This is a genomic window from Streptomyces sp. NPDC060028 (assembly GCF_042736725.1).
In the GTDB taxonomy this organism is placed as follows: domain Bacteria; phylum Actinomycetota; class Actinomycetes; order Streptomycetales; family Streptomycetaceae; genus Streptomyces.
Window position 1 is genome coordinate 23,951 of the sequence record NZ_JBHWVJ010000007.1, and the last position, 12,210, is coordinate 36,160.

A 12,210-nucleotide genomic window follows, 5' to 3' on the forward strand; every position below is an offset into this window, starting at 1 on the left:
CGGTGGTCGGAAGGGGGCCGGGCCCCGCCGTGTGCCGTCCGGCGGTGGTCGGGAGGGGCTGGGCCCCGCCATGTGCCGTCCGGCGGGGGTCGGGAGGGGGGCCGGGCCCCGCGGAGGGGGGAGGGTCTGCGGGGCCCGGCCGGAGGGAGATGGTCTGTGGGGTCGTAGCGGGCCCGCCGGGTCGGCGGGTCCGCCGGGTTTGCAGGTCCGCCAGGTTTGCAGGTCCGCCAGGTCGGCGGGTCCGCCAGGTCGGCAGGTCCGCCGGTTGGCAGGTCCGCCAGGTCGGCGGGTCCCCCGGGTTGGCAGGTCCACCGGGTTGGCAGGTCCGCCGGTTGGCAGGTCCACCAGGTTTGCAGGTCCGCCAGGTCGGCGGGGCCGCCAGGTCGGCGGGGCCGCCGGGTTGGCGGGCCGCCGGGTTGGCGGGCCGCCGGGTTGGCGGGCCGCCGGGTTGGCAGGTCCGCCGGGTTGGCCAGGTCGGCGGGGCTCCCGGGTTGGCAGGTCGGCGGGGCCCGCCGGGTCGACGGGTCCGCCGCGTTGGCGGGTCAGCCGTCGGCTGGCCTCCCGGGCGGCCGCTGTGCCGGTTGGCCGGCTTCGCGGGCGGCTGGTGGGTCAGCCGGTCGGGCGGGGTCGGGCGGCGGGTTACGCCGTCCAGTCCAGGATGATCTTGCCGCTGCGGGCGGTCGACGCCTCGTCGAAGGCGGCTTCGAAGTCGCGGTGCGAGTAGCGGCCGGTGATGACCGGGCTGAGGTCGAGCCCGCCCTCCAGAAGCACCGTCATCGCGTACCAGGTCTCGAACATCTCGCGGCCGTAGATGCCCTTGATGGTGATCATCGAGGTGACGACCTTCGCCCAGTCGACCGCGAACTCCTGCGCCGGCAGGCCCAGCATCGCGATCCGGCCGCCGTGCGTCATGTTGTCGATCATGTCGCGCATGGCCTCCGCGCGGCCGGACATCTCCAGGCCGATGTCGAAGCCCTCGCGCAGCCCCAGCTGCGCCTGCGCCTCGGCGATCGAGGACTCGGCGACGTTGACCGCCAGCGTGGCGCCCGCCTTGCGGGCGATCTCCAGCCGCTCGGGGCTGACGTCGGTGATGACGACGTTGCGCGCCCCCGCGTGCCTGGCCACGGCCGCCGCCATGATCCCGATCGGCCCCGCGCCGGTGATCAGCACGTCCTCGTTGACGAGCGGGAAGGACAGCGCGGTGTGCACGGCGTTGCCGAACGGGTCGAAGATCGCCGCGACGTCCAGATCGACGGCGGTCCGGTGCACCCAGACGTTCTGCGCGGGCAGGACGACGTACTCGGCGAAGGCGCCGTCGCGCCCGACGCCGAGCCCGACCGTGCTGCGGCACAGGTGGCGGCGGCCGGCCAGGCAGTTGCGGCACGTCCCGCACACCAGGTGGCCCTCGCCGCTGACCAGCGCGCCGACCTCGATGCCGCGCACGTCCGCGCCGAGCGCCGCCACCTCGCCGACGAACTCGTGGCCGAGCACGAGCGGGGTCTTGACCGCGCCCTGCGCCCAGCCGTCCCAGGCGCGGATGTGCAGGTCCGTTCCGCAGATGCCGGTGCGCAGCACCTTGATCAGCACATCGCCGGCGCCGTACTCGGGCTCGGGGACGTCCATGAGCCACAGGCCGGGCTCTGCCTTGTGCTTGACGAGTGCCTTCATGGGGGTGGCTCCAGGCATGCGGAAGGGAGCACCGCGGGCGCGAGGGCCCCGGTGACGTGCGGACGGGCACCAATCTGCCGACCCGGAGGTGATCAGTCCATCGAGGATTTCTTAAGCGGGTCCACAGGCCAGCTTCACGCCTATGCTCCTCAGGTGACGGGCGGGCGGCCGGGGCAGGGGCCTCGGCCGGATCTGGGGAGGTGGGGGGCGTGCCGAGTCTGCGCAGCAGGGCGCTGTCGGTCGCGCTGATCGCGGCGGGTCGGCGAAGACGGCTCGCGAGCGCCGAAGCGGTGAGGACCCGGGTGGCCGAATCGGCCCGCCGACCGGCGTCCCACCTGCCACCGCGCTCGCTGGGCCGGGTCGCGGAGGTCTCCCGGACCTTCGTCGGGGCCTGGCCCGTGTACGACGCCTCGCCGCGCGGCGCCGAGCCGACGGCCCAGGTGCTGTACGTGCACGGCGGCGGCTACATCAACGAGCTGGTCCGGCCGCACTGGTCGATGATCCGGACCCTGGTGACCGAGGCCGGCGCCCGGGTCGTCGTACCGGCGTACATCCTGGCCCCGCGCGGGACCGCCGACCGGACGGTCCCCGTCGCGGCCGACCTGCTCAGCGGGCTGATCGCGGGCGGCGGCGCGGGCGGCACGGTACTGATCGGGGACTCGGCGGGAGCCGGGCTCGCCCTGGCCGCGGCCCAGCGGCTGCGCGACCGCACCGGGGCGCAGCCCTCCCGGATCATCCTGATCTCGCCGTGGCTGGACGTGACCATGAGCCATCCCGACCAGGCGGCGATCGAGGCGGCCGACCCGATGCTGGCCCGGCCGGGTCTGCGCGAGGCCGGGCGGCTCTACGCAGGGAACCTGGCCGTCGACGACCCCCGGGTGAGCCCGCTGCACGGGTCCTTCGCCGGCCTGGCCCCGCTGACGGTGTTCGCGGGCAGCCGGGACGTCCTGGTCACCGACAGCCGTGAGCTGCTGCGCCGGGCGCGGGCGGCCGGGGCGGAGGTGGAGTTCCACGAGGAGCCGGGGCTCCCGCACGTGTATCCGCTGCTGCCGATCCCGGAGGGCCGGGCGGCACGCGCGCGCATCGTGGAGCTGGTCCGCGCCACGGCGGACGCCTGAGGACCTGTCGCGTCAGGCCACGCAGTTCATCAGCGAGCTGACCGGCGCGCTGCGGTAGCGCGCCCAGTACGTCTCGTCGCGGATCTCGCAGGCCGGCGGGGTACGGGTGGGCTGCCAGGCGACCGTCGCGAAGCCGGCGTCGACGGCGGCCTCCGCGAAGTCGGCGTGGGCCCATTCGCGGCACTCGAACGCCACCGGCGGGTCGGTCTCCAGCCTGGCCCGGAGCAGCGGCGCGTCCCCGCCCGGGGTGCGCTCGACGATGCGGATCCCGTACGGGGACCAGTCCACGTGCGGGAAGGCGCCCGGGTTCGGCACGATCGCCAGCAGCCGTGCGCCGGGCCGGAGGTTGGCGCGGACGGCCCGGAACATCGCGTGCAGGGCGACCCGGTCGTGCGCCTGGTTGAACAGGTACACGGCGGTGGCCAGGTCGAACGGCCCGAGCTGGGGCATCCCGGCCGCGTCGGCCACGTGGTACTCGACGGGTCCGGCCTCTCCCGTCTCGTGCGCCCGCGCCCGCCTGATCCGTTCGGGGCAGCTGTCGACGCCCACGGTCCGGCGGGCGCCGCCGCTGGCCAGCAGCCGTGCGGTGGAGCCGTGTCCGCAGGCCACGTCGAGGGTGTCGAGGCCGCGTACCCCGCCGAGGGAGTCCAGGGCGGTACGGAGCATGAAGGCGTCGGCCACCGAGAAGGCCGCCGGGGGCACTGACGTGTCGTACTGCTGTCGCATGTTCGCAAGCCTGCCCGTCGGCGGTGCCGGGAGGCGGCCAGGGCGCCCGACCGTCCCCCGGACGAGGGAGGCGTTCGGGTGAGTCCCTACGGCGTACGGGGCGTACGGGGCCCAGCGCGACCGACGCCGACCGCGCGGCCCGCCGGGTCGGCCCGCTTCAGCCCAGTTCGGCGAGAGCCGTCAGCAGCGGGGCCGCGCCGTCCTCCCGGGCCAGTTCCGCCGCGACGCGCCGCGCGCGGGTGCGCGGCGCCGGTTCCGTGACGGCCGCCCGGACGGCCGTGGCGAGCCGGTCGACGGTCAGCCGCTGGTAGCGCAGCACCCCCGGAGCCACGCCGAGCGCCGTGAGCCGGGCGGCCCAGAAGTGCTGGTCGAGCTGGACAGGTACGGGCACGGCCGGCACCCCGGCCCGCAGTCCGGCCGCGGTGGTGCCGGCGCCCGCGTGGTGGATGACGGCGGCGGTGCGCGGGAAGAGCCAGTCGTGCGGGACCTCGCCGACGGTGATGAGGTCGTCCCCCTCGGCACGCAGCCCGCTCCAGCCGGCCTGCACGATCCCCCGGACCCCGGCCTTGCGCAGGGCGGCGGCGACGAGTCCGCCGAGCCGTTCGGCGTCCGCCTCGGAGCCGGCGACGAAGCTGCCGAAGCCCGCGAAGACGGGCGGCGGGCCGGCGGCGAGGAAGTCCAGCAGCCGCGGCTCGGGCCGCCAGCCGGGCGGCCGCTCGGGCCACCAGTACCCGCCGACCCGGTGCCCGGGCGGCCAGTCGGCGGGGCGCGGCACGACGTACGGGCTGAAGCCGTGGTGGACGGCCCGGGCCGGCGACAGTGCGGGGCCCGTCCGCCGGGCCGGCAGGCCCAGTTCGCGGCGGAGGACGGCCGCGGACGGGGCGAACATCAGGTCCATGCCGGTCAGCACCGCGCGGGCGGCGAGCCGGTTCCCGTACGGGCCGAAGGACCGGGTCCCGGCGACGGGCGGCGGGAAGGCGCGGGTGGGGGCGAGCGGTTGGAGGTGGGCGCCGATGCAGGGCAGGCCGTACGCCTCGGCGAGCGGGACGCACAGCGGCTCGGCGAGGGGGGAGGCGAGCAGGACGTCGGTCCCGGCGCGCACCGCGTCGGCCATTGCGGCCGCCAGCGGGGGCATGAACCGGCGGAACATCCGCACGGCCCTCACCACCTCGCAGGGTCCGCCCCCGGCTCGGGCCAGGCCTTGGCCGGCCGGTGAGGCGAGCTCGGCGCGCGGGTCCAGCGGCAGGGGGCGGAAGCCCAGCCCGTGTGCGGTGACGGCGGCCTCGAAGCGGGCGTGGGTGGCGAGGGACACCTCGTGCCCGCCGGCGCTCAGGCGCCTCCCGAGTCCGGTGTAGGGGGCGACGTCGCCCCATGAACCGGCGGTGACGATGAGTACGCGCATGCTCCCAGGGTGTCAGGCCGCAAGCCGCCCGGGTCCGGGGCATTTCCGGCAGAGTGGGTGCGGGTCCCTGGCGCGGGGCGCATCCTGAGGGTGTGACGGCGAGACCGGACAGTGGCGGCCCCGCCGCGGACGCCATGGCCCGGGTGCTCGCGCGGGCCACCGTCGATGCGGTGCAGGCGGTCGGCGGGTACGCGGGCGGGGTCTACTTGCGCTCCGGAACCCCCGGGCTGCTGCGGATGGCGGTGTTGACGGGGCTGCCCGGGCCGCTGTTCCGGCCCTGGTGGCGGATGCACGCCAACCGCCCGTACCCGGTCGCGGAGGCGTACCGCTCGGGGCAGGCCGTGCACCTGCCCGACGCCGAGACGTCCATGCAGCGGTTCCCTCAGCTGATGGCCGGGCTGCCCTTCCCCTTCGCGTCGCTATACGAGCCGGTCAACGCCGGGCCGGAGCGGTTCGGGGTGCTGCTGGTGCTGTGCGAGGCGACCCCCGGGGTCCCGGTCGGCGCCGCGGTCCGGGAGCGGATGCGTGCGGCAGCGCACGACCTGGCCCGCGCGCTGGCCGCCCTCGGCGCGGACGGGGTGCCGGTGTTCTGGGACGGCGACCCGGTGAGCGCGCCGGCGCCCGCCGCGGCCGCGGGCGCCCGCCAGGCGGTGGACCGGCTGGCGCAGGCCCTCATCTCCGTGGACCGGCAGGGCAGGATCGGCTTCGTCAACAGCGCCGCGCTGCGGCTGCTCGCAGCCGACCCGGCCGAACTGCGCGGGGAGGTGCTGTGGGAGGCGCTGCCCTGGCTCGGGCATCCGGCGTACGAGGACCACTTCCGGGCCGTGTTCATGGCGTCGGAGCCGGTGCACTTCCCGGCGCGGCGCGGCGGGCCGGCGTCCGGGGACTGGCTGTCGGTGGGCCTGTATCCCGCGCCGGACGGGGTCACCGTCACCGTGGGCGCGTCCGAACAGCCCGCGTACGCACCCGGGTCGGTGGCCCGGCCGGGCGCCGGCCCCGGTTCCCCGGGCTTCGGTTCACCCGCCGACCGGGCCTCGGCCCTCTACCGTCCGGTGGCGCTCGCCATCGCGCTGACCGAGGCGGTGACGGCCCGCCAGGTGTCGGCCGTGGTCACCGACGAACTGCTGCCGGCCTTCGGCGGGCGCCAGTTGGCGATCTACCTGCTCAACGAGCGGCATCTGCACCTGGCTTGGGAGACCGGTTTCCCCCAGGGCTTCCTGAGCCGCTTCGACGGGGTGGCGCTCGACGTGCGGCTGCCGGGTGTGGAGACCCTCACCTCGGGCCGGCCCATGTTCTTCGAGTCGATGGAACACCTGGCCGCGGCCTATCCGGGGATTCCGCTGGACGCCGACGTCGGGGCCCGAGCCTTCCTGCCGCTGATCGCCTCCGGCCGGCCGGTGGGCTCGTGCATCCTCGGCTTCGACTCCCCGCGCGGGTTCAGCCCGGAGGAGCGTACGGCGCTGACCGCCCTGGCGGGCCTGATCGCGCAGGCCCTGGAGCGGGCTCAGCGCTACGACAACGAGGCGGCGCTGGCCCGCGGCCTGCAGGCCGCGCTGCTCCCGCACCGGTTGCCGGTGCTCGACCACGTGGTGACGGTCGGCCGCTACCTGCCGGGCACGGTGGGCATGGAGGTGGGCGGCGACTGGTACGACGTACTCGACGCGGGCGGCGGACGCCTCGCCCTGGTCATCGGCGACGTCCAGGGCCACGGGGTCGCGGCCGCGGCCACCATGGGCCAACTGCGCAGCGCAGTACGGGCCTTCGCGCTGAGCGGCAATACGCCGGAAGAGGTGATGCGGGGCACCAACCGGCTGCTGATCGACCTGGACCCCGGCCAGTTCGCCAGCTGCTGCTACATACTCCTCGACCCGGTGACGGGCCGTGCCCGCGCCGTGCGGGCCGGGCACCCCCAGCCGGTGCTGCGCCACCCCGACGGCCGGACCGAGGTGCTGGACCTGGCCGGCGGGGTCGTGCTCGGCATCGACCCCGAGGCCACGTACCCCGTCACCGAGTTGACCCTGCCGTCCGGGGCGGTGCTCGTCCTGTACACCGACGGGCTGGTGGAGACGCCGGGAGCCGACATCGACGAGGGGGTGGAACGGCTGCGAGCCACACTGGCCGGAGCCAGCCCGGCCCCGCTGACGGAGACCGCCGACCGGCTGGTCAGCGAGGCGGGGAACATCGCCGACCGGCCGGACGACATCGCCCTGCTGCTCGCCACCCGTACGGACGCCGCGCACGGGGAGGATGCGTAGCAGCGGGCGTACGCGTCACCGTGGATCAGCGCGTCGGCTACCGCGAGCGCCGGCCCGAGGCCGACGGCGGGGCGCCCTTGAGCAGCAGCACGTCCAGCGGTTCGAAGCGCGGGCCGTACTTACCCGCAGTAACGAGGCGTGCGCGGCGGAACATCCCGGCCGGGGCTCGTATCGGCAAAGCGGAGGAAAATTCGCGGGCCGCCCGCTGCGGTTCCCGCACCCACGGATTCCGCAGCGTTTACGCGGTCTTAACGCTCCGGACGTGTACCGGGCAGGTCCCGGACGATGGAATCCGCAGGTGAACAGCTATTGACCTGCGGATCCCGTGGGGCTTCGATGACGGCCCGGGAGCCACGGAAAAACTTGCTCACCACCGCCTCGGAGGCGATACCGCTCCCGCGCTCATTCACCGCACCGGCCGATCGGAACCCCGCACGATGACTGACACGATCAGCGCCCCTCAGGCCCTCGCCCCCGCCACGGGGCCCACCCCGCAGAAGCTCAAGCGCTCGATCGGCGTGGTCGGCGGAACTCTGCTGACGCTCTCCTGCGTGACGCCCGCCTCGACGCTCTTCGTCGTCGTGCCCGACCTGTTCTCCAGCCTCGGCACGTGGACCGCCCTGACCATCGCCATCGGCTCGCTGCTCTGCATCGGCGTCGCGTTCTGCTACTCGGAGCTCGGCACCCTCATCCCCAGCGCCGGCGGCGAGTACGCGATGGTCTCCACCATGGCCGGCCGCCTCGCCGGGTGGCTGGTCTTCGTGCTGTCCCTGCTGGTCGTGATGATCGTGCCGCCCGTGATCGCCATGGGCACCGCGGACTACCTCTCCCCCGTGGTCGACATACCGGCCCCGGTGGCCGGCGGCGCCGTGATGCTGCTCGCCACCCTCGCCGGTCTCCTCGACCTGCGGGCCAACGCGTGGATCACCGGCATCTTCCTCGTCCTGGAGGTCGTGGCCGCCGCGCTCGTCGCCGTACTCGGCTTCGCCCACAGCGAGCGGGGCGCCGACGCCCTGGTGCACGGCACGGTGGCCGCCGAGGGCGGCGGCACCTCCACCGTCACCGCGATGATGGTCGTCTCCGGGCTCGCCATCGCCCTGTTCATCACCCAGGGGTTCTCGACGGCCGTCTACCTCTCCGAGGAGCTGGAGAAGCCGCGGCGCAACGTCCCGCGGACCGTGCTCGCCACCCTCGCCATCTCCACCGCCGTCATCCTGGTCCCGGTCATCGCCATCACCGTGGGCGCCCCGGACCTGGAGGCCCTGACCGCGGGCGACCTCGGCTCCATGGTCACCGCCTGGTCGAACTCCGCCGTCGGCACCTTCGTCAGCCTCTGCGTCGCCCTCGCCATCGTCAACGCGGGCATCGTCATGGTCATCCAGAACTCCCGGGTGCTCTTCGCCTCCGCCCGCGACAAGGCCTGGCCCGCGCCCGTCAACCAGGCGCTGTCCCGGCTGGGCCGCTTCGGCTCCCCGTGGGTGGCCACGCTGCTGGTCGGCGTCCCGGGGGCGGCCATGTGCTTCGTCAACCTCGACACCCTGTACGGGGTCACCGGTGTCTCGGTGACCGGCATGTACCTGCTCGTCGCCGTGGCCACGCTGTTCAGCCGCCGTGGTGCGCACCGCGAGGCGAACGCCTGGCGGATGCCGCTGTGGCCCGCGGTGCCGGTGGTGCTGATCCTCGTGCTGACGTACATCCTGATCCAGCAGGAGGCCCGCTACCTGCTGTGGACGGGCGGCATCACCGCCGTCGCCACGCTGTACTGGGCGCTGTACCTGCGGCCGCGCAAGGACACGCGCTGGCTGGTCAGCATTCCGGAGGACGGTGAGAACGGCGAGAACGGCGAGAACGTTGATGGCGTCGCGCCCGCCGTCGCCGTCGCGTAGCAACCGGTCCGATGGGCCGGCGCCGGGGCTTCCCGGCGCCGGCCCATCGGTCGTTTCAGTCACCGCCGCCGGCCGGGCCGGCCGGGGACGGAAGTCGGCCGCCCGGCGGTGACGGCGAACGGTCAGCCGGCGCCGCCCAGCGTGAGGGCGGTGTTCACCAGGCCGACGTGACTGAACGCCTGGGGGAAGTTGCCGAGTTGGCGCCCGGCGACGGGGTCGTACTCCTCGGCGAGCAGTCCCACGTCATTGCGTACGGCCAGCAGCCGCTCGAAGAGGTCCCGGGCCTCCTTCTCCCGCCCGGTCATGTGCAGGGCATCGGCCAGCCAGAACGAGCAGGCCAGGAAGGCCCCTTCGTCGCCGGGCAGACCGTCCACCGACCGGCCCTCGGTGCTGTAGCGGCGCACCAGGCCGCTGGTGCCGAGCTCCGCGCGGACCGCGTCGACCGTGCCGATCACCCGGGGGTCCTCGGGGGGCAGGAAGCCGACCCGCGGGATGAGCAGGGTCGCCGCGTCCAGCTCGCGGGAGCCGTAGTACTGGGTGAAGGTGTTCCGCTCGGGGTCGTAGCCCTTCTCGCACACGTCGCGGTGCACCTCGTCCCTTATGGCCCGCCAGCGCTTCACGTCGCCGCCCATCGAGGGGTCGCGCTCCAGGCTCCGTACGGCCCGGTCCGCCGCGACCCAGGCCATCACCTTGGAGTGGGTGAAGTGGCGGCGCGGGCCGCGCACTTCCCACAACCCCTCGTCGGGCCGGTGCCAGTTGCGCTCCAGGAAGTCGAGCAGCGCGAGCTGGATCTGCCAGGCGTGCTTCTCCGAGGGCAGGCCGGAGGTCCGGGCCAGGTACAGCGAGTCGATGACCTCCCCGTACACGTCGAGCTGGAGCTGGTTCACGGCCGCGTTGCCGATGCGGACCGGGGCGGAGGAGGCGTAGCCGCGCAGCCAGGGCAGGTCGGTCTCGGGGATCCGCCGTTCGCCCGCGATGCCGTACATGATCTGCAGGTCGGCGGGGTCGCCCGCGACGGCGCGCAGCAGCCAGGCCCGCCACGCGCGGGCCTCGTCGAGGAAGCCGGTGGCGAGGAGCGAGCCGAGGGTCAGGGTGGAGTCGCGCAGCCAGCAGTAGCGGTAGTCCCAGTTGCGGACGCCGCCGAGCTCCTCGGGGAGGGAGGTGGTGGAGGCGGCGACGATACCGCCGGTGGGCGCGTAGGTGAGGGCCTTGAGGGTGATGAGGGAGCGGGTCACCGCCTCCTTGTAGGGGCCTTCGTAGCGGCACTGGTCGGCCCATTCGCGCCAGTCGTCGAGGCTCTGCTGCAGGGCTTCGTACGGGTCCACGGGGTCGGGGCGCGGATCGTACGAGGGGTGCCAGGTCAGGACGAAGGCGACGCGCTCGCCGGCGGCGACGGTGAACTCGGAGCGGGTGCTGTTGTCCTCGCCCCAGGTCCGTACGGGCGGTTCGCTGCGCAGCCACGCGGAGTCGGGTCCGGCGACGGCTACGCGGTCGCCTTCGCAGCGGCGGACCCAGGGGACGACGTTCCCGTAGTCGAAGCGCAGGCGCAGGACGCTGCGGACGGTCGCCTCGCCGGAGATCCCCTCGATGATCCGCATCACGTCGGGCGCGGTGTCGCGCTGCGGCATGAAGTCGGTGACCTTGAAGGCGGCTCCGTCACGGGTCTCCCAGTACGACTCCAGGACCAGCGAGCCGTCGACGTAGGCGCGTCGGGTGCAGCGCTCGCCGTCCGCCGCGTCGGCCGGGGCGATGCGCCAGTGGCCGTTCTCCACGTCGCCGAGGAGCGCGGCGAAGCAGGCCGCCGAGTCGAAGCGCGGCAGGCACAGCCAGTCGATGGACCCGTCGCGGCCGACGAGCCCACTCGTCATCAGGTCGCCGATGAGTGCGTAGTCTTCGATGGGTTGTGTCATTTGTGCGCTGTTCCCCCGAATGCCCGGGGCCAATCAGGCGGGACCCCGGACACCACTCCCTTGCTCAGTTCCGTACGAGGAGCAGCCCGCCCGCGAGGACCACGGCGAGGAGGAGGGCGAGCGCACCGTACGCCAGGCGGTGGGCGCGCAGTACGGGCAGGAAACGGTCGGCGGCGTACCGGCCGGGGCCGGTGAGCGCGAGGGCCGCGGCGCCGACGGTCAGCAGCAGTTCGTACTCGATGCCCTTCGGGGCGAAGAACGCCCCGGTGCCGTGCACGGCGATGGCGTTGATCATGGTGCCGACGACGGCTGCCCCGGCGAGCGGGGTGAGCAGTCCGACGGCGAGCCCGAGGCCGCCGAGGGTCTCGGTCAGGCCGGCGATCACGGCCATGGCGTCGCCGGCCGGGTAGCCGCTGGCGGTGAAGAACTGTCCGGTGCCGCTGATGCCGCCGCCGTCGAACCAGCCGAAGAGCTTCTGGCTGCCGTGGGAGGCCATGGTCAGACCGAGGACGAGGCGCAGGAGCAGCAGGCCGACGTCGTGGCCGGGGGTGGAGAGGGAGAGGGCGGTGGCGGTGGGGCTGGATACGGCCGGTGCGGCGGCCTGCGGCTTCGTCGAGGTGACGGAGGGGCTGGTCATGGGGGATTCCTTCCGGTCGGACGGTTCGGTGCGGGGGGGTGCTCGGGTTGCTCAGGTTGTTCAAATTCGAACCGCCGGGTCGACCATAACCACTGATTCAAATTGGAACAACCCGTGTAGGCTGGACGCATGGCTGAAACGAGATGGCTGAACGATCGCGAGATGCGGGCCTGGAGCGGCTTCCTGGCCGCGTCCGCCCTGGTGAACCGCCACCTCGACCAGCAGCTCAAGGACGATTCCGGACTCTCGCACCCGCAGTACGAGATCCTCGTACGGCTCGCCGCGGCTCCGGACGGCGAGCTCCGGATGACGGAACTCGCCAATGGCCTGATCAACTCCAAGAGCGGGCTGACCTACCAGGTCACCCAGATGGAGAAGGCCGGGCTGGTCCGGCGCCGCAGCTGCCCCTCCGACGTCCGCGGGGTCTTCGCCGTCCTCACCGAGACCGGCCGCGCCCTCCTGGAGGAGGCCGCGCCCGGACACGTGGCCACGGTGCGCGAGGTCCTCGTCGACGTACTCACCGCCGAACAACTCGACGCGCTCGCCGACGGGCTGGGCGAGGTGAGCCGTCGGCTGCGCGCCCAGGGCGCCTGACCGGTTACGGGCCC

9 protein-coding genes are annotated in these 12,210 nt (G+C 74.0%); 4 read left to right on the forward strand and 5 right to left on the reverse strand.

Features of this window, described 5'->3' with window-relative positions; genetic code table 11:
- Window positions 1-639: 639 nt before the first annotated feature.
- Window positions 640-1,668: an L-threonine 3-dehydrogenase gene (tdh, locus tag ACFWBF_RS05880; protein WP_385595799.1), complete on the reverse strand. Its 1,029-nt coding sequence runs from the start codon at window positions 1,666-1,668 to the stop codon at window positions 640-642.
- Between the two features lie 209 nt (window positions 1,669-1,877).
- Here tdh and ACFWBF_RS05885 point away from each other — a divergent pair, with 209 nt between their 5' ends.
- Window positions 1,878-2,786 carry an alpha/beta hydrolase fold domain-containing protein gene (locus ACFWBF_RS05885; RefSeq protein ID WP_385595802.1) on the forward strand — a complete coding sequence of 303 codons (909 nt, stop codon included), beginning with the start codon at window positions 1,878-1,880 and terminating at the stop codon, window positions 2,784-2,786.
- Window positions 2,787-2,798: 12 nt separating this feature from the next.
- Here ACFWBF_RS05885 and ACFWBF_RS05890 read toward each other — a convergent pair whose 3' ends face one another.
- Both ACFWBF_RS05890 and ACFWBF_RS05895 read right to left on the reverse strand, forming a co-directional pair.
- Window positions 2,799-3,512 carry a class I SAM-dependent methyltransferase gene (locus ACFWBF_RS05890; protein ID WP_385595805.1) on the reverse strand — a complete coding sequence of 238 codons (714 nt, stop codon included), beginning with the start codon at window positions 3,510-3,512 and terminating at the stop codon, window positions 2,799-2,801.
- Window positions 3,513-3,669: 157 nt separating this feature from the next.
- Window positions 3,670-4,914 (reverse strand): glycosyltransferase, encoded by a 1,245-nt coding sequence (locus ACFWBF_RS05895; RefSeq protein WP_385595809.1) that lies wholly within the window; start codon window positions 4,912-4,914, stop codon window positions 3,670-3,672.
- A gap of 134 nt (window positions 4,915-5,048) precedes the next feature.
- On the opposite strand from ACFWBF_RS05895, the gene ACFWBF_RS05900 reads away from it, so the two are divergent.
- Window positions 5,049-7,169 carry a SpoIIE family protein phosphatase gene (locus ACFWBF_RS05900; protein WP_385596115.1) on the forward strand — a complete coding sequence of 707 codons (2,121 nt, stop codon included), beginning with the start codon at window positions 5,049-5,051 and terminating at the stop codon, window positions 7,167-7,169.
- Between the two features lie 437 nt (window positions 7,170-7,606).
- Window positions 7,607-9,055 (forward strand): APC family permease, encoded by a 1,449-nt coding sequence (locus ACFWBF_RS05905; RefSeq protein ID WP_385595814.1) that lies wholly within the window; start codon window positions 7,607-7,609, stop codon window positions 9,053-9,055.
- A gap of 122 nt (window positions 9,056-9,177) precedes the next feature.
- Here ACFWBF_RS05905 and ACFWBF_RS05910 read toward each other — a convergent pair whose 3' ends face one another.
- On the reverse strand, window positions 9,178-10,965 hold the full coding sequence (locus tag ACFWBF_RS05910) for a glycoside hydrolase family 15 protein (protein WP_385595817.1): 1,788 nt from the start codon (window positions 10,963-10,965) through the stop codon (window positions 9,178-9,180).
- A 64-nt stretch (window positions 10,966-11,029) separates the two neighbouring features.
- Complete coding sequence (locus tag ACFWBF_RS05915; protein WP_385595820.1) at window positions 11,030-11,602, reverse strand: DoxX family protein; 573 nt, start codon at window positions 11,600-11,602, stop codon at window positions 11,030-11,032.
- Window positions 11,603-11,731: 129 nt separating this feature from the next.
- On the opposite strand from ACFWBF_RS05915, the gene ACFWBF_RS05920 reads away from it, so the two are divergent.
- Window positions 11,732-12,196 carry a MarR family winged helix-turn-helix transcriptional regulator gene (locus ACFWBF_RS05920; protein ID WP_385595823.1) on the forward strand — a complete coding sequence of 155 codons (465 nt, stop codon included), beginning with the start codon at window positions 11,732-11,734 and terminating at the stop codon, window positions 12,194-12,196.
- The last annotated feature ends 14 nt before the right edge of the window (window positions 12,197-12,210 follow it).

What these genes read in the sequence shown, in the direction of transcription:
- tdh (WP_385595799.1), bottom strand. Translation starts at nt 1,668, where the DNA reads ATGAAGGCACTCGTCAAGCACAAGGCAGAGCCCGGCCTGTGGCTCATG.
- ACFWBF_RS05890 (WP_385595805.1), bottom strand. Translation starts at nt 3,512, where the DNA reads ATGCGACAGCAGTACGACACGTCAGTGCCCCCGGCGGCCTTCTCGGTG.
- ACFWBF_RS05895 (WP_385595809.1), bottom strand. Translation starts at nt 4,914, where the DNA reads ATGCGCGTACTCATCGTCACCGCCGGTTCATGGGGCGACGTCGCCCCC.
- ACFWBF_RS05900 (WP_385596115.1), top strand. Translation starts at nt 5,049, where the DNA reads ATGGCCCGGGTGCTCGCGCGGGCCACCGTCGATGCGGTGCAGGCGGTC.
- ACFWBF_RS05905 (WP_385595814.1), top strand. Translation starts at nt 7,607, where the DNA reads ATGACTGACACGATCAGCGCCCCTCAGGCCCTCGCCCCCGCCACGGGG.
- ACFWBF_RS05910 (WP_385595817.1), bottom strand. Translation starts at nt 10,965, where the DNA reads ATGACACAACCCATCGAAGACTACGCACTCATCGGCGACCTGATGACG.
- ACFWBF_RS05915 (WP_385595820.1), bottom strand. Translation starts at nt 11,602, where the DNA reads ATGACCAGCCCCTCCGTCACCTCGACGAAGCCGCAGGCCGCCGCACCG.
- ACFWBF_RS05920 (WP_385595823.1), top strand. Translation starts at nt 11,732, where the DNA reads ATGGCTGAAACGAGATGGCTGAACGATCGCGAGATGCGGGCCTGGAGC.